This is a genomic window from Cupriavidus metallidurans CH34 (genome assembly GCF_000196015.1).
In the GTDB taxonomy this organism is placed as follows: domain Bacteria; phylum Pseudomonadota; class Gammaproteobacteria; order Burkholderiales; family Burkholderiaceae; genus Cupriavidus; species Cupriavidus metallidurans.
In genome coordinates this window covers 1,608,567-1,635,088 of sequence record NC_007974.2, presented here as the reverse complement: position 1 = coordinate 1,635,088, position 26,522 = coordinate 1,608,567, and the positions used below count along the sequence as shown (strand labels likewise).

Genomic DNA, 26,522 nt, shown 5'->3' with positions numbered 1-26,522 from the left:
CGTGTCGGCCCGAGCCGGAATGCCCCCCAAGTAGTAAGGGAAATCATCATGAGGAAGCTGATCAAAGGAGAGAAGCTGGCCGCGTTGCCATTGAGCATCTCTCAGATCCGCAATCTGGTTTATGTCTTTGTCACCTGCCTGCTGGTGCTGATCGGGCTGTCGTGGTTCGTGTTGCTCAAGTACCGCATGGACGAAGCCGTCGACCGGCAGAAGATCCTGTTCCAGGCACGTGCGGAACAGGTGGAGGCAAATCTGACTGCGGTGCGGAGAATGACGCTGCGCGCGCAAGGCACGCTCGAACGTCTGATCGAGGTTGGCGTCGGTAAGCCTATGGCGCAGACCACCAGTCGCGACTGGATCGACCATCTGCAGAAGCGTGGCGAACGACCGTACGTGGCGTTGCCCATTTCCGCTGGACGGGAGGCGATACCGGCCGATGCCAGCATTGCGCCGCTGGCGAACGTGCTGGCGTTCATGTTGCGCGTGAGCAGTGTCCAGTATCAGGGCCTGGAGAACGTCTGGCTCGTTGACCTCAATGCCGATCGTTTCTATGTCACGCCACGCAATCTGCCGCAAGCCAGGGAGACGCTGCGGAACGACGCGACGTACCAGGCCTTCGTCGAAGGGAGTATTGCGCGATTGCGCAGCCGGAAGCTGCTGGAGCAGTTGAAGGCGGCCCCCGGCCGCGTCGTGATGCTGGAGCCGGGCTACGACTGGGTGTCTCGCACCCCCATCGTTACGGTGGCGACCCTGATCCATGTAGATGGCGAACCGCGCGCCGTGTTTGCGATGGACTTTCCGCTGAGCGCGATCTTTCCCGAGGATGACGACCTTGAGGACGGCTTCTTCGTGCAGACCGCGGAAGGGACGATCCTCCGGCCGGATTCCATGTCCCGGGATCCGCTGCCGCCGGCAGTGAGCCAGGCGCTCGTGAAGCGAGCCCATGTCGCGACGAACTTGCCGACGTTCGTGGGCAGCGGGCTACTACCCAGCGTCATGGTGCTGGACGGTCCGGTGGATCGCTCCGGATGGCGAGCCGTGGAGGTGGTGGAGACCGGCATGCTGTGGGAGAGCCTGCGGCGGAACACGCTTTGGCTGTTCGCGTTGACTGGGCTGACCTGCACCTTGATGCTGGCATGGGTCCGGCTGGTGGACAGACGCATCATGCGGCCTACGCAAACGCAATCATTGCGCCTGCAGGAGAGCGAAGTCCTTGGGCGCACCATCATCGAGTCGACCGGCGTCGGGCTCGTGATCCTCGACAGTACGAACGCCGCGGTGTTGATGGAGAACGATGTCTCCGATCGGATCACGGCTCACGCAAAGCCCGGAGAACTGGCGCGCTTTCACCGCGCGGCCTGCAATGCGCTGGCGGATGGCGAGCGCGGCAATACGGTTGGCCGGCATGGGAAGTTCAACTTCGAGCTGGCGCATACCGATGAAACGGTGAGCTATCTTACCGTCCGTGTGGTCGAGTCAACGTATCAGGGCAAGCCGGCGAAGCTCTGCGCCATGGACGACGTGACCGCCGCCCGGCAGAGCGAATCCACGCTGCTCCAGGCCATCCATGACGCGGATGCGGCGAACCGGGCAAAGTCCGCCTTTCTCGCGACGATGAGCCATGAGATTCGCACGCCGTTGAACGGCATGCTCGGCAGCATCGAACTGCTGGAGGTGAGCGCGCTCGACGCGGCCCAGCGCGACCAGCTGGAGGTCATGCAGCAATCGGCGCAGTCGCTCATCCAGATCATCAACGACGTGCTCGACTTCAGCAAGATCGAGGCCGGGCAGATGGCATTGCAGGCGCGCCCCTGCCAGATCGATAGCCTTGTCGAGGACGTTTGCCGGCGGTTTGCCCCGGATGCGGAGCGCAGGTCGTTGCAGCTACTTTGCGTGATCGATCCCGCGTTGCACGCCCCAATCCTGCTCGACCCACTCAAGACGGAGCAGGTGCTCGGCAATCTCGTCAGCAACGCGATCAAGTTCACGGAGCAGGGAAAGGTTGTGGTCGAGGCTACCACCATGACGGAAGGTGGTAGGGACTGGCTCAAGCTGCGCGTGATCGACACCGGCATTGGTATCGCCATCGAGGATCAGCAGCGCCTGTTCGCGCCATTCGTGCAGGCCGAGCAGTCGGACTCCCGCCGTTTTGGCGGCACGGGGCTGGGGCTCTCCATCTGCAACCGGCTCGTCGGGCTCATGAACGGTTCCATTCGCCTGGTGAGTGAGCCGGGGCTCGGCAGTTGTTTCGATGTGCGCATTCCGATGGAGCCGGTGACGGTCACGCAGCCGGCCGACATCGTGCAGACCGGTCTCTTGAACGATTTGTACATCGCGAACGGCCTGAGTGGTCTGACCGTCGGGCTGTGCAGTCCCTCGCGCGAGACTTACCACGGGATCGAGCACCTGTTGCAGCACTATGGTGCGGTGGTGGTCAGGTTCGATTCCTCGCAGCCGCCCGCCACGCCCGTGGATGTGGTGGTCTGCGAGCACGGGGATATCCATGCCTGTCCCGATGCCGACGTCGTGATCGAGAGCAACGCGTCCCTGTTGCCAGACACGAGTCAGACGCCGATCCGTGCCTCGCGGTACGCGTGGCGCGGCCTGGTTCAGGCGATTCTGACCGCCGCAGGGCTTGAACTCCCGATGCCAGTGCAGCGGCGTGCCGACTCTGCGCAGGGGCATCTCGCGCTCAAGTCGCTGCGCATCCTGCTGGTGGAGGATCATCGCGTCAACCAGGTTGTCATGCGCCGGCTGCTCGAATGGCTCGGGCAGCGGGTGGATGTTGCCGGCGATGGACGGGAAGCGCTGGCGCTGACCGCGAGCCAGTCCTACGACCTGATCCTCACCGACCTCCAGATGCCGTCCATGGATGGATACGAACTTGCGCGGACGATGCGCGAACGTGGGATCACCGTTCCCATCATTGCCGTGACCGCCAGCGTTGGCCCCGACCTGCAGAGTGCGTGCCAGAAGGCCGGCATCAACCGCTGCCTGACCAAGCCGGTACGGCTCGCGGCGCTTCGGGAACTGATCGAGCCCTTGGATGCTTCACCACCCTTGCCGGGTACGGAACCGTCACTAATCCCGAAGGAAGCCATGATGTCCTTGAGCGAGTACCTCGGCGAGGACCTGGCGGAACTGTCGGAGGCGGCGGCCGCAGGCGATACCGTCCGCCTGATGCGCAAGCTTCATGCCCTGGCCGGCGCGCTGGCCACGCTTGGTCATGCGTCGGAGTCCCAGGCATGTCGGTGGCTCGAGCGAACCATCGAGGAGTCCGGTCTTGCGGGCATGGAGGAACAATGGATTGCCCTGCGCACGGCCCTGGAAACGCTGATCGCGCAGTACGCGGGCGTGGATCTCGGGCAGCCCGTCCGCCGCGCGTCGGCTCCCGGGCTGCCCTTGCCCGATCGATAATGTCTGATCGTGACATTAAATATCGCGCCCAAATTTAAGGGGTTTCCAATAGCGTCGTGGGAATTATCCGAGTCATTATTGGAAAAGGTGATGGGGATTTTGTGAATCGATGAAGTTTCTCCGATTCATGGTGACGGCATTCGTTCAGGCGAGGTATCTGTGCTGTCGTGGATAGATTGGCAAGGGTAAAACGTTCGAGAGGTAATAGCAGCATGTCATGGATGCAAGAGATGCACGCCAGACCCCGCGAGTCTGGTAAATCCGAGTGTCCTCAAATGCAGGTCGCCGAGGACACCATGGAATCCTGGTGGGCGCCGGAATTGCTACAGGTGGAAGTGCTACGCAACGCGATAGATTGTGGCGAATTCGTGGCTTGCTATCAGCCGCAGTTCGATCTGGATGGGGGGCATTTGCGCGGAGTAGAAGCGCTCGCGCGCTGGGCGCGTCCCGGCTTCGGCATGATTCCGCCGGCCGCATTCCTGGGGGCGTTGCGTGAGCACGATCTGCTGTCCGAACTGACGATCGTGATGATCTGGCACGCAGCCGCGGCGGTGCGCCGTTGGGAGAAGGGCGGACTTGCGCTTCCGATCTCGATCAATGCGGAGTGGCGCTGCCTGGAAACCGGCAGGCTGCACGTGGCGCTGCGATCCGCCTGCCAGCATTTCGGCATCTCCATGCGTAGCCTGCATGTCGAAGTGTCCGAGCAAACGGAAGTCAATGACCTAATGACGGCGCGGGACGCCATTCGGGCGCTCAGGGCAGAAGGCGTGAGCATCGCGCTGGACGACTTCGGGACGGGCACCACTTCATTGCAGCTGCTTCGCCATATCGAGTGTGACTCGATCAAGCTCGACCAGTCGCTGGTGAAGAACATTGGACGTGACCCGCGCGCCGCATCCCTGCTGGGCAGCGTTATCGGCATGGTGCGCGCAATGGGCCTCAAGGCCATCGCCGAAGGGGTGGAAAACTTCGATGACCTGGAGTGCCTGATCAGACTTGGCTGCCATCAGGCTCAGGGATTTCTGCTGGGAGCGCCGATGCCGGAGGCCCGCCTGGCCCATCAGTTCTTTAAGCGCCAGGTATCGGCGCGCTGGAAACCGGAAATGTGAGGTTTTCGCCGGGTCACGAATAACTGATTCTCATGATTCGGATTTTCTCTATTTGAGCAGGAAACGTCGCTCAATGGGGTTGATGGATTATCTACTGCAGGATTGAATGACATTGCAGCGAATTTTAAGGCTTGCCCTATTTGAGTGCAATGTCGGTTGAACCAATAATGTTGTTGGGGGCCGGCGGAGAATGAGAGGTGGAAAGGAAGTGCATTCTCCGATCCGCGGCAGCATTTTGTTTTCGATCTCTGGCTAGGCCCTCCGTCTATATTTTTGATTCCTGTCTCTTGATAATTCCGATATGAAAACCAAGCTTATTTCCGCCACGATCGTAGCCATCGCCGCCATGGGTGCCCAACTCGCCCATGCCGCGCCGGACGGCACTATCACGTTCAACGGCAACATCACCGCCACGACCTGCAAGATCAACGGTGGCACCGCGCCGGTGAACTTCACGGTCACGATGCCGACCGTTTCGACGACCACGCTGAACGCCCTGGACGCGACCGCCGGCCGCACGGGCTTCCGGATTGCGCTGACGAACTGCACGCCGGCCACGGGCAACGTCCACACGTTCTTCGAGGCAGGTTCCACCGTCAATCTGGGCACTGGTCGACTGATCAACGCTGGCTCGGCCACGGCAGTCGAAATCGAACTGCTGAACAAGGACACCTCGGTCATCACCGTGGGTGCCTCGGATGGCGTTGGTGCCGGTCTGCAGAACTCGAAGTCGGTGCCGATCACCGCTGGCGCCGCCAATCTGGACTACTACGCGCAGTATCACTCGACCTCGGCCGCCGGCTCGGGTGCGGGCGCCGTCAGCTCGACGGTGACGTACGACATTTCCTACAACTAAGCAGTCTGCCGGGATGGCGCCTTGGCGTCTGTCAGGGGGCCATCCGGCTTCAGCACACCGAATTCGCATTAGCTGTCATGAAAACTAGGTCAACGATTCAATCCGCGTTGGCCGCCGGGATGCTTGTATTGGGCCTTACGGGTTCTGCAGCGCACGCCTCGGTGGTCCTGGGCGGCACGCGCGTCATACTCGACGAGAAAGACAAGGAAGCCACGATCCGGGCATCCAATGAAGGCAATACGCCGGCATTGATCCAGACGTGGGTGGACAAGGGCGATCCGAAGGCTTCGCCGACATCCATCGAAGTGCCATTTACGGTGATGCCTCCGGTGGCGCGTATCGATCCGAGCAAGGGGCAGACACTGCGCGTGCTCTACACCGGCGAGCCACTGCCAACGGACAAGGAGTCCGTGTTCTGGCTGAACGTGCTGGAAATCCCCCCGAAAGCCACGGGTGACCTAGCGGAAGCCAATCGTCTGCAACTTGCGTTCCGCACCCGCGTCAAGCTCTTCTACCGACCCACCGGCCTGGTGGGCACCGCAGCGGAAGCTCCGTCGCGCGTGACCTGGCGCATCAAGCCTGCGGGCAAGACACTGGCGCTTGAAGCGACCAATCCGACGGGCTATCACGTCTCGTACGCCGGCATGGATGTGTCCGCGGGAGGCAAGACGGTTCGCAATCAGGAGGGCGGCATGATCGGCCCCGGCGAAACGAAGACGTTTCCTCTCGATGGTGAAGCGGGTTTGGGTGCCAATGGCAGCGTGCACTATCGCGCGATCAATGACTGGGGTGGCCCGATAGAGGGCGATGCTCCGGTAGTCCCGGCCAGTTGATCCATCAGCGCTGGCGCTGACAGCCGGCGTCCGAGGTTTCCTTTCAAGACAGTCCACCGATGCGGGCCGCGTGCTCCGCAGGGGCGGCCGTTTGTCCAAATTCTCCGAGTGGCCATGAAGCCGGTATCAAGAATCCCTCATTCGATCCCAAGTCGCCTGTGTCAGGTGAGCGCAGTCGTGCTCTCGATGTTCGCGGGGGCGGTAGTCACGCCCGCCATGGCCACTTCCACGGACGCGCCGGTGGGCGTGACGATAGCCGCCGTGGAATTTAACGATACCTTTCTTCATAGCCCGGACGGGATGCGGCTGGATATCTCCCGATTCAATCAGGGCAACTTCGCGACCCCAGGCAGCTACCGTGCCGACCTGTATGTCAATGATGCCTGGCTGGGCCGCGCCGAAGTCAACCTTCGCGCGATTGGGGATGACGCGCACAACGTGCAGCCTTGCTTCGATCACGACATGCTCGAACGTATGGGCGTCGATCTCGCCAAGCTGCCGCCAGAGGCAATCGCGCGGCTCCAGGATGGGTCTGGCTGCGAACAGATTCCCGCGCTGATCCCCGCGGCCACCGCGACGTTCGATACTGGAGAGCAACGTCTTGACGTGAGCATCCCGCAGCTCTATATGAGGCGTTCTGCGCGCGGTTATGTCGACCCGAAATACTGGGATAACGGTATTCCCGCCGCGCGGTTGCAGTACAACGCCAATGCCTACCATTCGGATAGCGCCGGGGTCTCGTACACGCAGGGCTTCGTGGGGCTCGACGCAGGTTTGAACCTGGGACCATGGAGGTTCCACCACAACGGCAATCTGTCGTATAGCAGTGGCGGAGGGCAGCCGGGCGCCACGCACTACCAGGCGGTGCAGACCAACCTGCAACGGTCGATTAATGAGATCAAGAGCCAGCTCACGCTGGGCGATGCCTTCACCGATGGCCGGATGTTCGACAGTTTCGGCTTTCGCGGTGTCCAGCTGGCGACCGATGACCGCATGTATCCGGACTCGCAACGCGGATACGCGCCGACGATCCATGGCATCGCCAACAGCAACGCGCGGGTACAGATTCGCCAGAACGGCAACATCATTTACGAAACCACGGTCGCCCCGGGCGCGTTCGAGATCAACGATCTGTATCCAACCGGCTACGGCGGCGACATCGACGTGGTGGTGACCGAAGCCGATGGGTCGCAGCATGTCTCCCGCGTGCCGTTCGCGCCGATGGCCAATGCGCTGCGCCCGGGCGTAACGCGCTATGGCGTGACGGCCGGTCAGTTCCGCAATACCAGCATCTCAAGCAAGCCCGGCGTGTTCCAGGCCACGATCCAACACGGCCTGTCGAACATGTTCACCGCCTACGGTGGCGCGCTGGTGTCCGAGGGCTACTGGTCCGCGCTGGCGGGTCTGGCCATGAGCACGGACTTTGGCGCGATCGGCCTCGATGTCACGCAAGCGTCGACACACCTGACTTCGGAGCCGGATCGTAGCGGGCAAAGCATCCGGCTGTCGTACAGCAAGCTGGTTGCCCCGACCAATACCAACCTGACGCTGGCGGCCTATCGTTACTCGACGCGCGGCTATCTGGGCTTTTCCGACGCGGTGATACTGCGCGATCTCGATTCGCGCGGACTCGGCTTTTCCGCGGTGGGCACGGTGCGTGGCCGGTTGCAGGTGATGCTCAATCAGATGCTTTCGGCGGGATACGGCAGCTTCTATCTGTCGGGATCGACCCAGGACTACTGGAACCGGGATGGCCGGGACACGCAGTTCCAGGCCGGTTACAGCAATATCTACAGGGGTGTCAGCTACGGGATTTCGGCGGCCAGGCAGCTCAGCCTCAATACCGGCAAGTGGGACAACCGCGTGATGCTGACGCTGACGCTGCCGCTCGGCAAGTCACCGTTCGCGCCGTACTCGACGACCAGCCTCCAGAAGGACTCGCAGGGGGCAACTACCTTGCAGGAGACCCTTTCCGGGACGCTCGGCGCCGATCATGCGCTGTCGTACTCGGTCTCCGCCAATCATGCCAGCGGTGGCGACGCGCCTACCAACAACAGCGCCAGCCTCAATGCCTCCTACATATCGAGGATGGCGACGCTATCGGGCAACGTGAGTAAGGGCACGAACTACACGCAGGCGGGCGTGGGCATCTCAGGCGGTGTGGTGGCTTACCAGGGCGGTGTCACGTTCGCCCCGCGCTTCGGCGATACCGTCGCGGTCATCGAGGCCAAGGATGCGGTGGGCGCGCAGGTGCTCAACGATACGGGCCTGCGTATCGATCGATGGGGGCACGCGGTGGTCTCGAATCTGACCCCGTTCTCTCGCAACGAGATCAACCTCGATCCGAAGGGATTACCGCTGAACGTCGAACTGAAGTCGACCATGCAGAACGTTGCCCCGACAGCCGGCGCCGTGGTGAAGGTGCTGTTCGAAACCGATAACCCGGGTCGTGCCGTGGCGCTGCGCATCAAGCTACCAGACGGCAGCCCGTTGCCGTTCGGTGCGGAAGTGCTGGACGACAATGGCCGGTCCTTCGGCACGGTGGCCCAGGGTGGATTGGCGATCCTACGTGGCGTGAAGGACGACAGCGGAACGTTGCTGGCCAAGTGGGGCGCGGGCCCGAAGGATTCGTGCTCGCTGTCCTATGCATTGCCCGGCGTCGACGCGGCTCCTGCCGGGTTGGTACAGGCGGGTGCGGAGTGCCGGCCGAACCCGTGATCGTCGCGGGCCAGGGGCATGGTGAATGGGGTGAGGAACGACGCCGGATAGTCGTGATGCGTCACAGCAGTGGCGCCGAGGTCATGCCGGGCGTCGGTTCTACAAGCGTGGCCGGCATTGGCATTCGCCTGGGAAATTCTGGCGGACAAGCGATGACGAATGCTGCGGTGAATACTGGGATTCAAAATGAGTACTGAAATTGTAAAGAGCGTCTTCAGAAATCTGCCGATTGGCAGGAGCAGTTCCCTTCGGGCGCCAACGTATCGGCACAACAGAACCGGCACCATTTACGGCCTTTTTGTAAGGATACTTGCCGTTCTGGCGTTCGCAATGGGGATGCAATCCACGGCACACGCCTACGCCTGTACGAACACAAGCGGCTTACCGAATGCGATCAGCTATCCGGGCACTGTCGCCGTACCGTCCAGCTTGCTGCCGGGAGATACCATTCCAGGTACGGTACGCGCATTTTCAATGTCGGGAACCTGTACTATTGGCTGGGGTGGGCCCCTGACGATCCAGGTAGGCAGTTCCATCGTTGCGTGCACCCGAGATGGTGGCTCGACGGAAGTCATGCCAGGTGTTTATACGACTGGCATTAGTGGCGTCGGGATGCGGCTGCGCAACAGCTCTGGGACCCCCATCGTCAATGGCTCCGGACAGGCTTGCTTCTCGTCCATTGCGCAGATTGGAGCGGGAGGCAGCTACAACTTCTCCGGCACGTTGGAGTTAGTCAGGATCGCGGGCCCGATTGTCGACGGATCGGTCATGAACAACGCGGCCTGGGTGTTTGGTGTCTATAACACCAACGGTTTGCTCAACATCGACAGCGTCACTGCCAGCCAGATTTATCCGGCTGGTGCCATTACGCTGAAAAGCATCGCCTGTACACCCACTGCTCCGGCGGTGGTGCGGCTCCCGACGATCAATCAGGGGGCACTCTCTGCCGGAACCGCGGGGGCCACGGCATTCGCCATCGGGCTCAGATGCGACGCTAGCGCCCGGGTCGGTATTTCGCTCGATGCCGCTGCCGGATTGAGTGTGATTGATGCGAACAACGGCATATTGAGTGTGCAGACCGGCGGTGCAGGGGGCGTGGGCGTACAGATCGTCGACCAATACCAGGCGCCTGTACGCTTGCAGTCGCGCGTCGATATGGGCACGATCAGCGCCAATGTTCAGAACAGCTTTCCCTTTATGGCGCGCTACATTCGGGTCGGGACCGTAGCGGCAGGTGCCGTGACTTCTGCAATGACCTTCACGTTTGACTACCAGTAGGCCCTGGCGGGGTTAAGTCTTGTCATGACAGGGCTCCGCCCCTCGGTCTTCCCAAGCACACGCTGATGCCGATTCGAACTTGACCTCATATCGCCAGTTAGCGTTGGCGGCTGGCGGGTGATCGGCCAGTTTGGCTAGTTGCGGGGCCAGCGTTGGTGGCAGCGCGGCCCGCCTTGCGCCCTGGGGCAAGGCGGGATCCGTCGCGTGAGCGCTGCGTCCCCTTGGCACGACGAGGCATCAGCCCTGGCTCGCCGTGGCGGCGGCCTCGTCGATGAACGCTGCGATCTCCGCAGGCCGGGAGGCCAGCGATGCATGGCTGGCGTCCAGCGTGATGACCTTCCTGGCGTTGAGCCGGGCGGACATCATGGTCTGGTTGGCCGGCGCAATCATTCTGTCCTCGCTGGAGATCTGGTACCACGATGGCTTGGTCTTCCATGCCGGCACGGCGATGGTGTCGCCGAAGGTGCTGGAAACGGGCGCCTTCTGGGTGACGGCCATGATCAGTGCCTCGTCGGCGGACAGATCCTGGCAGAAGCTCTCATGAAACTTGTCGGCCTTCAGCCACAGATACCCGTCGCTGTCGGGCGCAAGGTTGGGCGCTGCAGCCGGCAGGCATTGCTGCGTGATGCCGCCGGGACTTTCTCCGGCATCCGGGGCGAATGCCGCGATATAGACGAGCCCCACCACATTCGGCTGGTTGCCCGCCTGCGTGATCACAGCGCCACCGTACGAGTGGCCCACCAGCAGCACGGGGCCCGGCTGCTGCGCAATCATCTTTCGGGTACGTTCGGCATCGTCGGCCAGTGAGGTCAGCGGCATCTCGACGGCGTGAAGGGACGTATGCCCCTTGCGTGCAAGCTCGACGATGACTTTGCCCCAGTGGGCGGCGCCTCCCCAGAACCCATGTACCAGAATGATGGTGGGCTTGTTGCTCATGATGGGACTCCTGTCTGTCTACGGTTTTGCTGGCCACCGAGGTCTTCGACGCGCGCGGCCCTTCGGCGGGGGCGAACCGCGCCCGCATCCGGTCCGCGAATTCGGATCCGGAATGCCGGAACAACTATAGAAGCCGGTTACCGATGCATGCCAGCCATCTGCATGAGCAGGCGGAGCACCAGGGCTGCCACGCCCAGCCCGGCCACGCTGCAGGTCCAGATGACCAGAAGCCAGCCAGTCCGGCGCGCCCAGTCAGGTAAGTGCGACATGTCGGGTCTCCTAGTGGTAGCCATCGCCGACGCGGACCTTGCCGCGGAACACGTAGTAGGACCACACCGTGTACATCAGGATGAACGGAATCACGAACAGCGCGCCGACCAGCGCGAAGCCCTGGCTTTGCGGCGGCGCGGCGGCGGCCCAGATCGAGACCGATGGCGGCACGATGTTGGGCCACACACTGATGGCCAGGCCGCTGTATCCCAGGAAAACCAGCCCGAGCGTGAAGAGGAACGGTTGCGCATGGGTGTCCCGGCGCAAGGCACGCAGCAGGAGCACGGCGCACAGCAGCACAAGCAGGGGGACCGGCGCGAACCAGAAGAGGTTGGGCAGGCTGAACCAGCGTTCGGCGATGCGTGGCTGGGCAATCGGCGTCCAGATGCTGATGACCGCGATGATCGCGAGCAGCGCCCACACCAGCCGGGACGTCAGGGCTTTCATCCGGTCGTGCAGCGGGCCCTCGGTCTTCAGGATCAGCCACGTGCCCCCCAGCAGCGTGTAGGCGACGACCACGCCGACGCCGCAGAACAGCGGGAACGGGGCGAGCCATCCCATGGGGCTGCCCACGAAGGCGCCGTCCTTGACGGGCAGGCCATCGACGTAGGCCCCCAGCGCCACCCCCTGGAAGAACGCGGCCACCAGTGATCCGCCCATGAACGACAGATCCCATACCGGGCGTTCGCGGTCGTTGGCCTTGAAGCGGAATTCGAACGCCACGCCACGAAAGATCAGCCCCAGCAGCATCAGAACGATCGGCAGGTAGAGCGCGGACAGGACCACGGAGTAGGCCAGCGGGAACGCCGCCAGCAGGCCCGCGCCGCCCAGCACCAGCCAGGTCTCGTTGCCGTCCCAGACGGGCGCCACCGTGTTCATCATCACATCGCGGTCATGCCGGGCGGGCACGAACGGAAACAGGATGCCGATGCCGAGATCGAAGCCGTCCATCACGACGTACATCATCACGCCGAAGAAGATGATCAGAATCCAGAGCAGAGAGAGATCGATACCCATGATGTCAGCTCCTTGCTTCCGCGGGGTTCAGGCGCGTGTCGTCGTTGATGGCCGATAGCGGTCGCGCGGGTTTGTGGTCCGTTGGCGGTTCGGCATCGGATTCGAACACGTCGCCCTCGGACGGCTTCGGCCCCTTGCGTACCAGCCGCAACATGTAGGCAATGCCCACGCCGAAGACGAAGAAGTACGTAATGACGAACAGCGCCAGCGAGATCGTCAGCTGCGTGCCGCTGTGCGGCGTCGCGGCATCGGCCGTCCGCATCAGGCCATACACCACCCAGGGCTGGCGGCCGATCTCCGTGGTGAACCACCCGGCGAGCAGGGCGACCAATCCTGTGGGACCCATCCAGAGCGCCATGCGCAGGAAGCCGCGATGTTCATACAGCCGCCCGCGCCAGCGCAGCCATTGGCTCCAGAGGCCGAGCAGGATCATCAGCATGCCCAGGCCAACCATCACACGGAAGCTCCAGAACAGGATCGCGGCATTAGGTCGGTCTTGAGGCGGGAAGGATTTCAGGCCCTTGATTTGCCCGTCCAGCGTGTGCGTCAGGATCAGGCTGCCCAAGCGAGGAATGCCGACTGCGAAGCGTGTTTCCTCGCGCTCCATATCCGGCCAGCCGAATACCAGCAACGGCAGCGGCTCGTCGCCGTGCGACTCCCAATGGCCTTCCAGCGCGGCGATCTTCGCGGGCTGATGTTCGAGCGTGTTCAGGCCGTGCATGTCACCCACCACGGCCTGGATGGGGGCGACGATCAGTAGCATTCCCATCGCCATCGACAGCATCTTGCGGATGGCCGGATTGTCGTTGCCGCGCAGCAGATGCCATGCGGCCGATGCAGCGACGAACAGCGCAGTGGAGAGGAAGGCCGCGATGCTCATATGCACCAGGCGATAGGGGAACGACGGATTGAAGATCACGGCGAGCCAGTCGGTCGGCACCACGCGGCCATCGACGATCTCGAATCCCTGCGGGGTCTGCATCCAGCTATTGGACGCCAGAATCCACGTGGCCGAGATCAGCGTGCCCAGTGCCACCATCAGCGTGGCGAAGAAGTGCAGCCCCGGGCCGACCCGCTTCCAGCCAAACAGCATGACGCCGAGGAAGCCCGCTTCGAGGAAGAAGGCCGTCAGCACCTCGTACGCCAGCAGGGGGCCGGTGATGCTGCCCGCGAACTCGGAGAAGAAACTCCAGTTGGTACCGAACTGGTAGGCCATCACCAGTCCGGAGACCACGCCCATGCCGAAGTTCAGCGCGAAGATCTTGGACCAGAAATGATAGAGGTCGCGATAGACGGTGTTCCTGGTGCGTAGCCAGCACCCTTCCAGCACGGCAAGGTAGGACGCCATCCCGATCGTGATGGCCGGAAAAATGATGTGGAACGAGACGGTGAAGCCAAACTGAAACCGCGCCAGATCAAGGGCTTCGAATGCAGACATGGACAAATTCTCCTGGGCTCATCCCAATCCGCGCCTCGCCTGTCTGGCGGCTTGCGACACCGTGAGCCCGTGGCAAATACTCCATACAGTGATAAACTGTATGCGTTTATGTATGGACTGTATGCGTATACTATGCCTCAGGTTCCGGGTTTGCAATGGACGATTGAAGGAAGTCGACGATGAGTGACATGAAAGGCGAACGCCATGTGGAATGGCTGCGCCCGCTGACACCGGGCGCAGGGCCGCGCTACATGCAGATCGCGGATTTGATTGCGCGGGCGGTGCAGACGGGCGAACTCGCCGTCGGCGACCAGATCCCGTCGCAGCGGTGGCTGGCGACGCAGCTCGGGGTGGATCTCACCACGGTGACGCGTGCCTATACGGAGGCACGCAATCGTGGCCTGATCTCGTCGTTCAGCGGGCGTGGCTCGTTCGTCGCGGGCGTTGGCGAGGCGGGCGATGAGATGCGTATCGACCTGTCGATGAACACCCCACCGCAGCCGGCCAGTGGAAGCATGGGTGACGCGCTCAAGTTGGCCATTGACGAAGTGCTGGCACGGCAAGGCATCGAGGCGATGTCCGCCTACCAGGACACGTGGTCCGGCGCCTCGATCGTCCAGGCGGGCAGGGCGTGGCTGCGGCCCGCGGTTGGCGCGATGGCAGGGCAGCAGGAACTGATTGTCTGCGCGGGTACCCAGGCCGCGATCTTCAGCCTTTTGCAGTCGCGCACGCAGCGTGGGGATGCCGTCCTTGCCGAGCCGCTGACCTATCCCGGCTTTCTGCTTACCGCGCAGCAGCTCGGTTTGCGTGTCGTCGCGCTCGAAGTCGACCAGGATGGGGTGTTGCCGGACGCGATCGAACGAAGCCATCGCGAAACCGGCGCGCAGGTGATCTACCTGAATCCGACGCTCCAGAACCCGACTGCGAGCACCATGCCCGAGCACCGGCGCGAGGCCATCGGGGCCATGTTGCGCAAGCTCGGCATGACGCTGATCGAGGACGATCCCTATCGCTACCTGCTCAACGACGCGCCGCCGCCGATCGTCACCTACGAAGGGGGCGAGCGTGCGTACTATCTGACCTCGCTGTCGAAATGCCTCTGGCCGAGCCTGCGCACGTCGTTCGTCCTGTTGCCGCGCCAGCACGATGCCGCAATGCTGCAGGATGCGTTGCGCGCCTCCAGCATGGGGTGTTCGCTATTGCTGACCGCGGTGGCCGAGCACTGGATGCGCAGTGGCCAGGCCAGGCACCTGATGCTCGACATCCAGCGCGAAGTGCGCGCGCGGCAGACGCTGGCGCGCAACCTGTTGCCGAAGGACGTCAACGCACATCCCACCGGCCTGCACTTGTGGATGACGCTGCCGGCCCACTGGAATCGACAGTTGTTCGCGCTCGCGCTCGAGCAGCAGGGCGTGCTGGTGGCCTGCTCGGATGCGTTCAGCGTGGATGCGAATCCCGTGGATGCGGTGCGTCTGTCGGTCGGCGGCGCGCGTAGCCAGACGGATCTGGCTCATGCGTTGCAGCGGATCGCCACGTTGCTGCGGGAGGATCGCCGTCGAGGCGTGCGGGCCATTGTCTAGTTGTGGTCCAGCAGCGCCGGACACCTGTCTGGCGCGTTGCTCCGGAGCCGTGGTCCGTCATCCATACGGGTCTTGGGTGTATGGATGGAAGCGGCGGTATCTGCAGATCTCTCGCCTTTGTCGGGTACGTCACACGGCTGCACCACTGTGCACGCGTTCTTCGGTCGTCCTGCCATATAAATCGATTCATCAACGATGGGGGAATATCGCTCAGTCGCGCGAACTGGTCGCAATCCCTTATTGATGAAACGTTTCATTGTTGTTAGAGTCGTCCCCACAAATAGACAGACAGACGGCGGAGAGCAAGCCACGACCGCCGCGCATAAGGAGACGACGGATGACGATTGACCGCAGGGATGTCCTGTCCGCTACGCATGTGCTTGCCGGTAGAGACATGCCATGACGATTTCGCGCTGGAAGCAGCGGCCTGCTGCATCGAACTGGGGCGATTTCGGTCCCGACGATCAATTGGGGTCCCTGAACTACATCACACCCGACGTGGTGCGCAGGGCGGTGCGGGAAGTCCGCACCGGGCGCAGCCTTTGTCTGAGCCTGCCGCTCGACTATCCGGGTGGCAATGTGCTCAACCCGCGCCGGCATCCGCCACGGCTGCGGCCGACCGAGCGCGATGGCCGGCTCGTTTACAACCTTCCGCTATCGGCATCGGCGCACGAACACACCGATGTGCTGTGCGACGACTCGGTGCTGCTGCACACGCAGTACTCGACGCAATGGGACAGCTTTGCCCACGTCGGCCATCGCTTCGACGTACAGGGCGACGGCAATCCGGTGGCGGTCTACTACAACGGTTTTCGCGCCGGCGTGGACGTGGTGGGGCCGGGCGATCCCGACGGCCGGCCGATGGGCGCCCATCGGCTCGGTATCGAGACCTTCGCGGTCAAGGCGATCCAGTCGCGCGGCGTGCTGGTGGACCTGCTCGCATCGTGTGGCCGCGAGCGTGTGTACGTCGGCTATGACCATTTGATGCGCGCGCTGGACGTGGCGCGCGTCGAAGTCGAGCCCGGCGACATCCTGTGCCTCTACACCGGCTTTGCCGACATGCTGCTGGAAATGGAGCGTCAACCCGATCCCCATTTGCTCGAACGAAGCTGCGCGGTGCTCGACGGCCGCGATGCCAGGCTGCAGCAATGGATCGTCGACCAGCGCATCGCTGCGCTGTGCGCGGACAACTACGCGGTTGAGGGCATTCCCGCCACGGCGGCATCCATGCCCTGCGCGCGCTTGCCGCTGCACGAGCTGTGTCTGTTCCGCTATGGCATTCCGCTCGGTGAACTCTGGTATCTCGCGGAGCTGGCCGCTGCGCTGAAGGCCGAGGGTCGCACGCGTTTCCTGCTGACCGCGCCGCCGTTGCGCCTGCCGGGTGCGGTGGGTTCGCCAGTGACGCCCGTGGCAACGATCTGATTCCCGTTCGACAAGGAACACCATGGATTTATCCAGGCATGGCGGCACGCTGGCCGGCAAGCGCATTCTCGTCGTCGGAGGCGGGCAGGGGGGTGACGAGCAGATGGACGAGCCGGCCGGCAACGGGCGGGCCGCCTGTTGCCTGCTCGCCCGCGAAGGCGCGCATGTTGCCTGCGCGGACCGTTCTGGGGCGGCGGCGCAGCGCACGGTCGCACGCATCGCCGCGGATGGTGGACGCGCCGCTGCCATCGAGGCCGATGTCTCGCGCACGGCAGACATCCACGCGATGATCGACCAGGCCGTCGAGGCGCTGGGCGGTCTGGATGCTCTGGTGCTCAACGTCGGCATCAGCCATCGGCTGCCGCTCGCCCGGCTGACCGAGGAGAGCTGGGATGCTGTCCTCGGCATCAACCTCAAGGCACACATGCTGTGCGTGCAGGTGGCGTTGCCCCGCATGACGGAGGGTGGTGCCATCGTCTTTGTTTCGTCGGTGGCGGCACGTCGGCCGAATGGGCGGAACCCTGCCTATGAAGTCTCGAAGGCAGGCCTTGGCGCGTTATGCCGCGCCGCGGCGCTCGAAGGTCAGCCAAGCGGCATCCGCGCCAACGTGGTCATGCTCGGCCTTATCGACACCCCAATGGGGCGGGCGGCATCGGCTGCGCGGCCGGACCGCACCAGCGCGCCGCTGCCGTTTGGCCGGCAAGGCACCGCGTGGGAGGTGGCGGCAGCGATTCGCTTCCTGGTGTCGGACGAATCGCGCTATGTGAATGCGATCGAACTCCCAGTGGATGGCGGGTTGTCGGCCGGCATCCAGCTTGCACCGCGCGCCTGAACGACTGATCTCGAGGAACAACCGGAGATGACCTTGGTTTCGACCCTGTCGCGGCTTGGCCGCATGATGGCGATGGTTGCACTGTTCACGGCCGCCGCGCCCACGCTCGCGGCCGACAACTGGCCATCGCGCCCCATTCGATTCGTCGTGCCGTTTCCGGCGGGCGGCACGGCCGACCTGATCGGGCGCCTGATCAGTCAGCAGTTGGCGGAGATACTCGGCCAGCCGGTCGTGGTAGAGAACCGTGCCGGCGCCGGCGGCAATATCGGCGCAGCGCTGGTGGCCAGCGCTGCGCCCGATGGTTACACCTTGCTGCAAGGGACGATTGGCACGCATGGCATCAATCCCACGTTATACCGTCATCTGAACTTCGATCCTGCGAGGGACTTCGAGCCCGTGGCGCGCATCTCGTCGGGTACCAACGTGCTGGTTGTGAATCCCAACGTGCCGGTAAAGAGCGTGCAGGAGCTGATCGCGCTGGCGAAGAAGGAGCCGGGCAAACTGATGATGGGGTCGTCGGGCAGCGGCAGCAGCATTCATATGTCGGGCGAGCTGTTCCAGTACATGACCGGAACCAGATTCACGCACGTACCGTATCGCGGTGGCGCGCCGGCAATGACCGACCTGCTCGGCGGGCGTGTGCAACTGATGTTCGATAACTCGCCGACGGCGATTCCGCACATCCAGAAGGGCTCTCTGCGGCCGCTGGCAGTGACCAGCGCCAAGCGTCTGCCGGCGCTGCCCAACGTGCCCACGATGATCGAGGCGGGTGTGCCCGACTACGTGGTGTCGAGCTGGAGTGGCATCTTCGCGCCGGCCGGCACGCCACCCGCCATCGTCGAGAAGCTGAACCAGGCGGTTGCCACCGCGTTCCGTAGCGAGAAGCTGCGCGCGCGCTACGCCGAGGCCGGTATCGAGATCGAAGTCATGACGGTGCCCGAATTCAGGACGTTCGTGCAGAAGGAAATCGCGCGCTGGGCGACCATCGTCAAGGCGTCGGGTGCCAGCGCCGACTAACCGGTCATCGCTTTCCTGCGAGGCGATTCAGTGCCGGGCAACGGGCGCGCACGACTCGCGCAGGATCAGGTCGAACTGGATCAGCGCCTTGCGTGGCGACAGGCTGGCGTCCCCCTTGGCGGCCAGGCGTGAAAGCAGCATCTCCACGGCGTGTGCGGCTACCTCGTCCGTTGGTGTGCGCAGCACGGTCAGCGGCGGATCGTAGGTCTGCGCGAAGTCGGTATCGCCGATACCGATCACCGAGACGTCCTCCGGCACGCGCAGGCCTTGCTTGGCGATCGCGCGCAGCGTGCTGGTGAGCGTGTGGGTGCCCTGGGCAAGGAATGCCGTGGGCGGGTCAGGCAGTTGCAGCAGCCGCGTGACGTCGTCGAAAGCGGAGCTGGTGGGTGTGGGTTCCTGCAGGATCAGGTCCGGTACCGGGAGGCCGGCGGCCTTGAAGGCGGCCTTGTAGCCTTCGATCCGCCGGCGCACCGGGCGGCTCTTGACCTGCCATAGCGCCAGCGCGATGCGCGTATGGCCGAGTTCCACCAGATGATGGATCGCGGCCTTCACGCCGGCCACGTGGTCGAACAGCACGGCATCGGCATCCACTGCCAAGTCGCGGTCGTAGATTACGGCCGGCATCGACAGCCGGCGCACCGCATCGAGCACGCCCGGATGTCGCTCGTTGCCCGGCGCCAGGATAACGCCGTCCATGCCGCGTAACTGGAACGTCTGGATGATGTCGATCTCGCGTTCGGCATCGTTGAGGCCGTTCGCCAGCAGCAGCATGTATCCCTCACGCCGGAAATGTTCCTCGAGCGCGCGGAAGGCGCGTGCGTAGAGCGGGTTGGCCACGTCCGAAAACATGCATCCGATGGTCTTGCTCGTGCGCGAACGCAGCGATTGCGCCGCGTGGTTGGGGCGATACCGCAGTGCCGCGATGGCGCGATCGACGCGCTCGCGCACGTCCGGCGTGACGTTGGCGGCGCCGTTGATCACGCGCGACGCGCTACCGACCGATACACCGGCCAGGGCAGCGACGTCACGGATGCTGATCTGCTTTTCTGCCATGGGATTCCCTGAAGTTGCCAAAGAGTATAACCGACGGCCAGAGTGCTTCGGTCGCGGAGGGAAATGGCAAAACTCCGCTTGATGAAACGTTTCATTGCTGCATATAATCGCCGAACGACAACAGGAGACAGGATCGCAATGACGACACAGGAAGCCCATGTTGGCGGCACCATCGGCGAGATGATCGTTCACGCCATCGACCGGTATCCGGATCGCGTGGCATTCATCGACGGCGATGCCCGCATGACCTACCGCGCGCTCGGCGATCGCATCAGCCAGGCCATTTCCGCGTTTCGCGCGCTAGGTCTCGTGCGTGGCGATTGCGTGGTACAACTGTCGGGCAATCGGCCCGAGGTGTTCATCGTGATGGCGGCCGCCTACCTGATGGGGTTGCGATCGGTGACGCTTCACGCAATGGGGGGTGTTGACGATCACGCCTATATCGTCGACGACGCCGAAGCACGAGTGTTCATGGCCGATCCCGTCTATGCCGAGCGCGCGCTGGCATTGCGCGAGCGCTGCGCGGGTGTGGCGCACTGGTTCGGTCATGCCGACGTGCCGGGATTGCCATCGTTCTGGGACCAGGCGACATCGTTCGCGCCGGCACGGCTGGTGCCGGAAGCGCTGACCACGGACGTGATCCGGCTGGCCTATACCGGCGGCACCACCGGCAAGCCGAAGGGTGTCATGCTCGCCAATCGTTGCGTGTGGATGCAGGCGGTGTTGCTGCTGGCTGCGCGGAGCCTGCCCGATGATCTGCGGCTGCTGTGTCCCACGCCTATTTCACACGGTGCTGGCGCGATGATCGTGCCCACGCTGTGGCGCGGCGGCACCATCATCCTGCAGCACGGGTTCGACGCTGAGCGTTTCATCGATGCCGTGGAAACCCATCGTGCCAGCATGACGTTCCTGGTGCCGACCATGATCTACACGCTGCTCGATCACCCACGTGCGCGCACGGCCGATTTCTCTTCGCTGCAGACGCTTTCCTATGGCGCCTCGCCGATGGCGCCCGCGCGGATCCGCGAGGCCATCGACAGGTTCGGCCCGATCCTGGCGCAAAGCTATGGCCAGACCGAGTGCCCGAGCAACATCCTGCAACTGACGCAGGAGGATCACATGCGCACCGACGTGGACACGTCGACGTCCGCGGGGATGCCATATCCGGGTGTGACGGTGGCCCTGCTGGATGACAACGATGAACCGGTGGCGCCGGGCAGCGTTGGCGAACTCTGCGTGCGCAGCCCGCTCGTGATGGACGGCTACTGGAAGCAGCCGCAGCTGACAGCATTGGCACTGCGCAACGGCTGGCTGCACACGGGGGACATGGCCTACCGTGACCAGTTCGGCTACTACTACCTGGTCGATCGCAAGAAGGACATGATCATCTCGGGCGGATTCAACGTCTATCCGAAGGAGGTCGAGGACGTCCTGACTGGTCATCCAGGCGTAGCGGCCGCTGCGGTGATCGGCGTGCCCGACGCGAAATGGGGCGAGGCGGTCAAGGCCGTCGTGGTGCCGAGGCCGGGCGCCCAGCTCGACGTGGAGGCGCTGCGCGCGCTGGTGCGCCATGCCAAGGGCGCCGTCAATACGCCCAAGACAATCGATTTCGTCGATGCGTTGCCACTGACCGCGCTTGGCAAGCCCGACAAGAAGCAACTGCGCGAACGCTACTGGGGCGGCATGGGCCGCGCCGTCAACTGATAACGGAGACACGCGATGGAACAGATTCCAGATCCACAACCGGCCAGCCGGTCCCTGAAGGGCCGCGTGGCGATCGTGACCGGCGCGGGGTCTCGCGCGGATGGCATCGGCAATGGCCGCGCCGCTGCCATTCTGCTGGCGCGCGATGGCGCCCGCGTGGCGCTGATCGACAGCGTGCGCGAATGGGCTGAGGTGACGCACCGGATGATCGTGGAGGAGGGCGGCGAGGCCGAGGTCATCGCCTGCGACGTGAGTCGTGATGAAGATTGCCGGAGCGCCGTGGCGCGCGCGGTGGAACTCTGGGGGCGCGTCGATATCCTGGTCAACAACGTCGGCATCGGCGGACCGCAAGGCACTGCCGAGGACGTCGATCTCGAAGCGTGGGATCAGGCGCTGCGCATCAACGTGACCTCGATGATGCTGATGGCACGTCATGCGATTCCGCACATGCGCGCGCAAGGCAAGGGTGCGATCGTCAACGTGGCGTCGGTGGCGGGGCTGATCGGCGGGCATCCGAGTCTGCTGTATCCGACCTCGAAGGGCGCGGTGGTCAACATGACACGTGCCATGGCCGCGCATCACGGCGAACAGGGCATCCGCGTCAACTGCGTGGCGCCGGGAATGGTCTACACACCCATGGTTTATGCCAAGGGGATGTCGCCAGAGAAGCGCGAGGCACGCCGCAATCGCTCGTTTCTGCGCACCGAGGGCAGCGGCTGGGATGTCGGGCAGGCCATCCGGTATTTGGTCAGCGACGAGTCTGGCTGGGTGACCGGGGCGGTGTTGCCGGTGGACGCAGGCGCCACGGCGGGCCGGCATTCGTATTGAGGAGAAGGGTGATGTCGAATTTGAATCTGTTGAGCCGCTGGGTGCGATGGACTGTGGGTGCGAGCCTTGCGATGGCCGGTATGGCCAACGCGGCGGACTACCCGACGCGGCCGATCACGCTGGTGGTGCCGTTCGCGGCGGGTGGCATTTCGGACAACCAGTCGCGGCTGATCGCCCGCAAGCTGTCCGATGCGTTGGGCCAGCCGGTGGTGGTGGAGAACCGTCCTGGCGCCAGCGGCATGGTCGGCGCCGAGTATGTCGCGCGTGCGCCGGCGGATGGCTACACGCTCTTCTACGGCACACACGGCACGCAGGCCGCCAATCTGGCGCTGTATCGCAACGCGCGCGTCGATCCGTCGCGCGAGCTGCGGGGCGTGCATTCGCTGTTCCGGCAGTCCGCCATTCTGATGACCAATGCCACATCGCCCTACCGCTCGGTGGCCGATGTCGTGAAGGCCGCCAAGGAGGCGCCCGGCAAGCTCAACTTCGCCTCGGCGGGGCAGGGCACGCAGACGCATCTGGCAGCCGCGCGATTCGAGCAGGCCGCCGGCATCAAGCTGACCCATGTTCCGTACAAGGGCCAGAGCCCGGCCATGGCTGACCTGCTGGGTGGATCGGTCGACATGATGTTCGACTATCCCGAAACCGCGCTGCCGCAAATGCGGGCTGGCAAGCTGCGTGCGCTCGCAGTCAGCGCGGGCAAGCGGCTCGAGGTCATGCCCGACGTGCCGACGATGGCCGAGTCCGGCTATCCGGGTGCGGCATTAGAGGGATGGTCCGGCATCTTCGTGCCGGCGAAGACGCCCGATGACGTCGTCGCGCGGCTTTCGTCCGAACTGGACAAGGCGACCAACGCACCCGACGTGACGGCCTCGATGGCGCGCATCGGCAGTTTTCCGATGGGGCTCGCTGACCGCAAGTTCCAGGCGTTCGTTGAGTCCGAGGTGCCGCGCTGGCGCAAGATCGTGCAGGATTCGGGCGCGCAGCCCGAGTAAGACAGGAGACGTCATGCTGAACAGTGCGATCGGCGGTGGGGATGCCGACCATATCAAGGTGCGCGGTTACGATCTTGTCGATGACCTGATGGACCAGCGGGATTTCATCGACGTGCTGTGCCTGGAGATCCTCGGCGATTTTCCTGACGCCAATCTCAAGCGCATGATCAACATGTTCCTGGTTACGTCGAGCGATCATGGACTGACGCCAAGCGCGCTGTCCACCCGGCTCACGCTGCACGGTGCGCCGGAGTCCCTGCAGGGCGCCGTCGCGGCGGGCATTCTTGGCGCGGGCAGTCGCTTTCTCGGCACGGTGGAGTACAGTGCGCGCTTTCTCGCTGGCGTTGCCACGGACGTCGGCGCGGACTGGACGGCTGAACACATGCGGGCAGCAGCGGAAGCGGCCGTGGCACGCAGTCGCGCCTCGGGCAAGCGTATTCCAGGCATTGGCCATCCGATCCACGTCGGGGGCGATCCGCGCTGCATCAAGCTGCTGAAGGTGGCTGACGAGTGCGGCTACCAAGGGCGCCACTGCGCATTGGCCCAGGAGATCGCGGCAGCGGCCACACGGGCGGCGGGCAAGCCGGTACCGCTCAATGCCACGGGCGCCAAAGGGGCGATCCTGCTGGATATGGGCATGAGCCCGGAATTTGGCAAGGGTCTCACGCTGATCGGGCGCGTGGCAGGGCTGGTGGCCCACGTGATCGAGGAGCGCGAGCATCCGATCGCGCAGGACATCTGGGATATGGCCACGGCGCAAAGCCATCGGTGAGGCCGGGTCGGACACCTTCGCGGGCGGTCGCCGATGCCGGGGCCGACATTTTTATCAGCGCTATGGCAACATGGGGCGTCCTGCGTCAGCGTGCGGCAGCTCTCGATTGCACTGCAACATGACTTGAAAGACGTCCGCGCGCGCGTCTACGATCAAGTCAGGACAGTTCGGCGTTGGCAGGTTTCAGCTCGCATGTGGCGCCGGAGATACGTCTCGCTTGTCAGTCCAACCCTTTGGTCAGGAGGAGTTGCCCATGAGTCCCATGGACCAGCAGACACCGCCCGCGGGCGCATCCGAACGCAGGGCCGCCATCATCGGCAATGTGAACCAGAAGCCCGGCAAGTGCGGGCCGTTCGTGATGGCCGCCGACACCCTGGAAGGCAACAAGGTCGTGGACCCTGCCGGCGACGAGCTCGGCACGATCGACCACATCATGCTGGACATCGTTGGGGGACGGATTGCCTATGCGGTGCTGGCGATGGGCGGGTTCCTCGGCATCGGGGAAAAGCTGCACGCGCTGCCCTGGTCGGCGCTGACCCTCGATACGCGCCGCAAGTGCTTCGTGCTGGGCGTCGAAAAGGAACGTCTCAAGGCGTCGCCGGGTTTCGACAAGGAACACTGGCCCACCATGGCCAACTCCGAGTGGGCCACCAGCATTCACGAGTACTACGGGATCTCTCCGTACTGGGAGAAGGACGGCTACGATCCCTGGGCCTGAGACGGCACCCGCGTGACGAGCAGGTTGGTGACGCCGAGAATGCCCGGCGGCGTTGCCGCGGCCTGCGCGATGCGGCGGGAAAGGTCCGAGTCTTCCACGCGCCCGGTGATGGTCACCTGGCGGTCTACCACGTGCACGGCAACGCCATCGGGCATATCGCCGCCGCACGCCTCGGCAATACACGTGCCGATACGCTCACGTAGTAGTTCATCTTCCTCGTCGGGGCTGGTCCAGGTGGACGCCTGGATTTCGGTCTGCATCATGGCAGTTCCTTGCAGGTGGTGAGGTACGCGTTGTTGGTATTAACGACGTGTCACGGGCCGGCGGCATCCTTGTAGGACACCGCCGGCGGATAGCACCCTGATAGCGCTATAGAGGCGCTATCAAAATGATTCTGGCGTCGTTGCGCGGCCTTGCCGTACTACTTGTACTGTCTGCGGCCGCGCGCCTAGCCAGAACCGCTTCGCTTCATTTTGATAGCGCCTCTTACACTGTAGTCCGAATGCGGGACCACGGCGGTTCCATGGCGGCCGCATCGTGGGCCCGTTGCCGGGGCGCGTCAGAATGCCGCGCTGTAGATCGCGAATGCGTCGGCCTCGGTGACCTCGCGCGGATTGTTGACCAGCAGGCGTGTCTGCAGCATTGCATCGCGGGCCAGACGGCCCAGATCATTTTCCTTGACGCCAACCTCGCGCAATGTGCGCGGGATGCCCGTGGCCAGCACCAGTCCCTCGATATGGGCGATCAGCGCGGCCGTCTTGGTTTCGCAGCTACCGGTGGTGCCCGGCAGTATCACGTCGGCCAGTTCCGCATACAGCTTGCTGGCTGCCGGCGCGTTGAACTTCATGACGTGCGGCAGCACGAGCGCGTTGGAGAGCCCGTGCGCGACATGGAAGATGCCGCCGATCGGATAGGCCAGCGCGTGCACGGCCGCCACCGGCGAATTGGCGAAGGCCTGGCCGGCGAACATCGCGCCGAGCAGCATGGCTTCGCGCGCGCCGTGGTCGTGGCCGTTGTCGCAGGCGAGCATCAGGTTCTGCGACAGCAGTTCCAGCGCGCGCACGGCCAGCATGTCCGAGATCGGGTTCTTCAGATGCGCGCTCGTATAGGCCTCGATCGCGTGCACCATCGCGTCGATACCGGTGGCCGCGGTCGCCGCACGTGGCAGGCCAAGCGTGAGTTCGGCGTCGAGAATGGCGAGGTCGGCCAGAAGCTGCGGCGCCACCACCCCCATCTTGGTGGTCTCTCCCGTGGTGACGATCGACACTGCAGTCACTTCCGAGCCGGTGCCGGCGGTGGTCGGCATCTGCACGAGCGGCAGCCGCGTGCCCGTGACCTTCTTCACGCCGTACATGTCCTTGAGCGACTGCGCGGCAGGAAGCAGCACGGCAATCAGCTTGGCGACGTCCATCGACGATCCGCCGCCGAGCCCGAGTACGACTTCCGCATCGGCCTGCCGCGCGCGCTCGGTGGCCTCGAGCACGATGTGCTCGGGCGGGTCGGCGATCACGTCGTCGATCAGGGTCACCTGCCAGCCGTGCTTGCCCAGGTCATCGAGCGCCGGCGAGAGCAGGCCGCTCTTCGAGAGGAAGCCGTCGGTTACCACGCAGAGGCGTTGCGATTGCGGAAAGGCCTCGCGCAGCAACGCTCCCAGCCGGCGCGCGGCGCCAAGCTCGACGATGACCGTCGGCACGGTCTGGAAACGGAACGGGTTCATGGGGTCTCCGGT

22 protein-coding genes are annotated in these 26,522 nt (G+C 63.9%); 15 read left to right on the top strand and 7 right to left on the bottom strand.

All coding sequences use genetic code 11. The features are described from left to right. Positions 1-48: 48 nt before the first annotated feature. The 6 genes from RMET_RS25460 to RMET_RS32880 all read left to right on the top strand — a co-directional run bounded on the left by RMET_RS25460 (position 49) and on the right by RMET_RS32880 (position 10,211). Positions 49-3,417 carry an ATP-binding protein gene (locus tag RMET_RS25460; RefSeq protein ID WP_011519385.1) on the top strand — a complete coding sequence of 1,123 codons (3,369 nt, stop codon included), beginning with the start codon at positions 49-51 and terminating at the stop codon, positions 3,415-3,417. A 275-nt stretch (positions 3,418-3,692) separates the two neighbouring features. After that, positions 3,693-4,526, top strand: coding sequence for an EAL domain-containing protein (locus RMET_RS25455; RefSeq protein ID WP_029306449.1), 834 nt, complete (start codon positions 3,693-3,695; stop codon positions 4,524-4,526). Between the two features lie 301 nt (positions 4,527-4,827). Then, positions 4,828-5,382, top strand: coding sequence for a fimbrial protein (locus RMET_RS25450; protein ID WP_011519383.1), 555 nt, complete (start codon positions 4,828-4,830; stop codon positions 5,380-5,382). Positions 5,383-5,459: 77 nt separating this feature from the next. Then, on the top strand, positions 5,460-6,215 hold the full coding sequence (locus RMET_RS25445; protein WP_029310074.1) for a fimbria/pilus periplasmic chaperone: 756 nt from the start codon (positions 5,460-5,462) through the stop codon (positions 6,213-6,215). A 186-nt stretch (positions 6,216-6,401) separates the two neighbouring features. Further along, positions 6,402-8,933, top strand: a complete 2,532-nt coding sequence (locus RMET_RS25440; protein ID WP_231138573.1) for a fimbria/pilus outer membrane usher protein — start codon at positions 6,402-6,404, stop codon at positions 8,931-8,933. Positions 8,934-9,119: 186 nt separating this feature from the next. Next, positions 9,120-10,211, top strand: a complete 1,092-nt coding sequence (locus RMET_RS32880) for a fimbrial protein (protein WP_011519380.1) — start codon at positions 9,120-9,122, stop codon at positions 10,209-10,211. A 237-nt stretch (positions 10,212-10,448) separates the two neighbouring features. On the opposite strand, the gene RMET_RS25430 is transcribed toward RMET_RS32880, so the two are convergent. The 4 genes from RMET_RS25430 to RMET_RS25420 form a co-directional block, all read right to left on the bottom strand. Beyond that, a complete protein-coding gene (locus RMET_RS25430) occupies positions 10,449-11,147 on the bottom strand; it encodes an alpha/beta hydrolase (RefSeq protein ID WP_011519378.1) in 699 nt (232 codons plus the stop codon). A gap of 137 nt (positions 11,148-11,284) precedes the next feature. Further along, positions 11,285-11,416 carry a DUF2474 domain-containing protein gene (locus RMET_RS32870; RefSeq protein WP_080710377.1) on the bottom strand — a complete coding sequence of 44 codons (132 nt, stop codon included), beginning with the start codon at positions 11,414-11,416 and terminating at the stop codon, positions 11,285-11,287. 10 nt (positions 11,417-11,426) lie between these two features. Next, on the bottom strand, positions 11,427-12,434 hold the full coding sequence (gene cydB, locus RMET_RS25425; RefSeq protein ID WP_011519377.1) for a cytochrome d ubiquinol oxidase subunit II: 1,008 nt from the start codon (positions 12,432-12,434) through the stop codon (positions 11,427-11,429). 4 nt (positions 12,435-12,438) lie between these two features. After that, positions 12,439-13,872, bottom strand: coding sequence for a cytochrome ubiquinol oxidase subunit I (locus tag RMET_RS25420; protein WP_011519376.1), 1,434 nt, complete (start codon positions 13,870-13,872; stop codon positions 12,439-12,441). Positions 13,873-14,051: 179 nt separating this feature from the next. Here RMET_RS25420 and RMET_RS25415 point away from each other — a divergent pair, with 179 nt between their 5' ends. From RMET_RS25415 to RMET_RS25400, 4 genes are all read left to right on the top strand, one after another. Continuing rightward, positions 14,052-15,452: an aminotransferase-like domain-containing protein gene (locus tag RMET_RS25415; RefSeq protein ID WP_011519375.1), complete on the top strand. Its 1,401-nt coding sequence runs from the start codon at positions 14,052-14,054 to the stop codon at positions 15,450-15,452. A gap of 399 nt (positions 15,453-15,851) precedes the next feature. Further along, positions 15,852-16,874 (top strand): cyclase family protein, encoded by a 1,023-nt coding sequence (locus tag RMET_RS25410; RefSeq protein ID WP_011519374.1) that lies wholly within the window; start codon positions 15,852-15,854, stop codon positions 16,872-16,874. A gap of 22 nt (positions 16,875-16,896) precedes the next feature. After that, entirely contained in the window at positions 16,897-17,706 is an 810-nt protein-coding gene (locus RMET_RS25405; protein ID WP_011519373.1) for an SDR family NAD(P)-dependent oxidoreductase, read from the top strand. Between the two features lie 27 nt (positions 17,707-17,733). Then, positions 17,734-18,723, top strand: coding sequence for a Bug family tripartite tricarboxylate transporter substrate binding protein (locus tag RMET_RS25400; RefSeq protein WP_011519372.1), 990 nt, complete (start codon positions 17,734-17,736; stop codon positions 18,721-18,723). A 27-nt stretch (positions 18,724-18,750) separates the two neighbouring features. Here RMET_RS25400 and RMET_RS25395 read toward each other — a convergent pair whose 3' ends face one another. Continuing rightward, a complete protein-coding gene (locus RMET_RS25395; protein WP_011519371.1) occupies positions 18,751-19,776 on the bottom strand; it encodes a LacI family DNA-binding transcriptional regulator in 1,026 nt (341 codons plus the stop codon). 138 nt (positions 19,777-19,914) lie between these two features. Between RMET_RS25395 and RMET_RS25390 the strand changes: the two genes are divergently transcribed. The 5 genes from RMET_RS25390 (at position 19,915) to RMET_RS25370 (ending at position 24,793) form a co-directional block, all read left to right on the top strand. After that, positions 19,915-21,480 carry an AMP-binding protein gene (locus tag RMET_RS25390; RefSeq protein WP_011519370.1) on the top strand — a complete coding sequence of 522 codons (1,566 nt, stop codon included), beginning with the start codon at positions 19,915-19,917 and terminating at the stop codon, positions 21,478-21,480. Between the two features lie 15 nt (positions 21,481-21,495). Next, complete coding sequence (locus tag RMET_RS25385) at positions 21,496-22,308, top strand: SDR family NAD(P)-dependent oxidoreductase (protein ID WP_011519369.1); 813 nt, start codon at positions 21,496-21,498, stop codon at positions 22,306-22,308. Positions 22,309-22,319: 11 nt separating this feature from the next. Next, on the top strand, positions 22,320-23,303 hold the full coding sequence (locus RMET_RS25380; protein ID WP_011519368.1) for a Bug family tripartite tricarboxylate transporter substrate binding protein: 984 nt from the start codon (positions 22,320-22,322) through the stop codon (positions 23,301-23,303). A gap of 13 nt (positions 23,304-23,316) precedes the next feature. Continuing rightward, on the top strand, positions 23,317-24,075 hold the full coding sequence (locus RMET_RS25375; RefSeq protein ID WP_011519367.1) for a citryl-CoA lyase: 759 nt from the start codon (positions 23,317-23,319) through the stop codon (positions 24,073-24,075). Positions 24,076-24,328: 253 nt separating this feature from the next. Next, the gene (locus RMET_RS25370; protein WP_011519366.1) at positions 24,329-24,793 is read left to right on the top strand and encodes a PRC-barrel domain-containing protein; all 465 of its coding nucleotides are present in this window, start codon (positions 24,329-24,331) and stop codon (positions 24,791-24,793) included. Here the strand turns inward: RMET_RS25370 and RMET_RS25365 are convergent. Both RMET_RS25365 and RMET_RS25360 read right to left on the bottom strand, forming a co-directional pair. Next, positions 24,775-25,056 (bottom strand): BON domain-containing protein, encoded by a 282-nt coding sequence (locus RMET_RS25365; RefSeq protein ID WP_008651028.1) that lies wholly within the window; start codon positions 25,054-25,056, stop codon positions 24,775-24,777. The genes RMET_RS25370 and RMET_RS25365 overlap by 19 nt on opposite strands. Positions 25,057-25,352: 296 nt before the next feature. Beyond that, on the bottom strand, positions 25,353-26,510 hold the full coding sequence (locus RMET_RS25360; RefSeq protein WP_011519365.1) for an iron-containing alcohol dehydrogenase: 1,158 nt from the start codon (positions 26,508-26,510) through the stop codon (positions 25,353-25,355). Positions 26,511-26,522: the final 12 nt, after the last annotated feature.

Bases quoted from the DNA above. Each gene is read 5' to 3' on its own strand.
- RMET_RS25460 (WP_011519385.1), top strand. From the start codon at position 49: ATGAGGAAGCTGATCAAAGGAGAGAAGCTGGCCGCGTTGCCATTGAGC.
- RMET_RS25455 (WP_029306449.1), top strand. From the start codon at position 3,693: ATGCAGGTCGCCGAGGACACCATGGAATCCTGGTGGGCGCCGGAATTG.
- RMET_RS25450 (WP_011519383.1), top strand. From the start codon at position 4,828: ATGAAAACCAAGCTTATTTCCGCCACGATCGTAGCCATCGCCGCCATG.
- RMET_RS25445 (WP_029310074.1), top strand. From the start codon at position 5,460: ATGAAAACTAGGTCAACGATTCAATCCGCGTTGGCCGCCGGGATGCTT.
- RMET_RS25440 (WP_231138573.1), top strand. From the start codon at position 6,402: ATGTTCGCGGGGGCGGTAGTCACGCCCGCCATGGCCACTTCCACGGAC.
- RMET_RS32880 (WP_011519380.1), top strand. From the start codon at position 9,120: ATGAGTACTGAAATTGTAAAGAGCGTCTTCAGAAATCTGCCGATTGGC.
- RMET_RS25430 (WP_011519378.1), bottom strand. From the start codon at position 11,147: ATGAGCAACAAGCCCACCATCATTCTGGTACATGGGTTCTGGGGAGGC.
- RMET_RS32870 (WP_080710377.1), bottom strand. From the start codon at position 11,416: ATGTCGCACTTACCTGACTGGGCGCGCCGGACTGGCTGGCTTCTGGTC.
- cydB (WP_011519377.1), bottom strand. From the start codon at position 12,434: ATGGGTATCGATCTCTCTCTGCTCTGGATTCTGATCATCTTCTTCGGC.
- RMET_RS25420 (WP_011519376.1), bottom strand. From the start codon at position 13,872: ATGTCTGCATTCGAAGCCCTTGATCTGGCGCGGTTTCAGTTTGGCTTC.
- RMET_RS25415 (WP_011519375.1), top strand. From the start codon at position 14,052: ATGAGTGACATGAAAGGCGAACGCCATGTGGAATGGCTGCGCCCGCTG.
- RMET_RS25410 (WP_011519374.1), top strand. From the start codon at position 15,852: ATGACGATTTCGCGCTGGAAGCAGCGGCCTGCTGCATCGAACTGGGGC.
- RMET_RS25405 (WP_011519373.1), top strand. From the start codon at position 16,897: ATGGATTTATCCAGGCATGGCGGCACGCTGGCCGGCAAGCGCATTCTC.
- RMET_RS25400 (WP_011519372.1), top strand. From the start codon at position 17,734: ATGACCTTGGTTTCGACCCTGTCGCGGCTTGGCCGCATGATGGCGATG.
- RMET_RS25395 (WP_011519371.1), bottom strand. From the start codon at position 19,776: ATGGCAGAAAAGCAGATCAGCATCCGTGACGTCGCTGCCCTGGCCGGT.
- RMET_RS25390 (WP_011519370.1), top strand. From the start codon at position 19,915: ATGACGACACAGGAAGCCCATGTTGGCGGCACCATCGGCGAGATGATC.
- RMET_RS25385 (WP_011519369.1), top strand. From the start codon at position 21,496: ATGGAACAGATTCCAGATCCACAACCGGCCAGCCGGTCCCTGAAGGGC.
- RMET_RS25380 (WP_011519368.1), top strand. From the start codon at position 22,320: ATGTCGAATTTGAATCTGTTGAGCCGCTGGGTGCGATGGACTGTGGGT.
- RMET_RS25375 (WP_011519367.1), top strand. From the start codon at position 23,317: ATGCTGAACAGTGCGATCGGCGGTGGGGATGCCGACCATATCAAGGTG.
- RMET_RS25370 (WP_011519366.1), top strand. From the start codon at position 24,329: ATGAGTCCCATGGACCAGCAGACACCGCCCGCGGGCGCATCCGAACGC.
- RMET_RS25365 (WP_008651028.1), bottom strand. From the start codon at position 25,056: ATGATGCAGACCGAAATCCAGGCGTCCACCTGGACCAGCCCCGACGAG.
- RMET_RS25360 (WP_011519365.1), bottom strand. From the start codon at position 26,510: ATGAACCCGTTCCGTTTCCAGACCGTGCCGACGGTCATCGTCGAGCTT.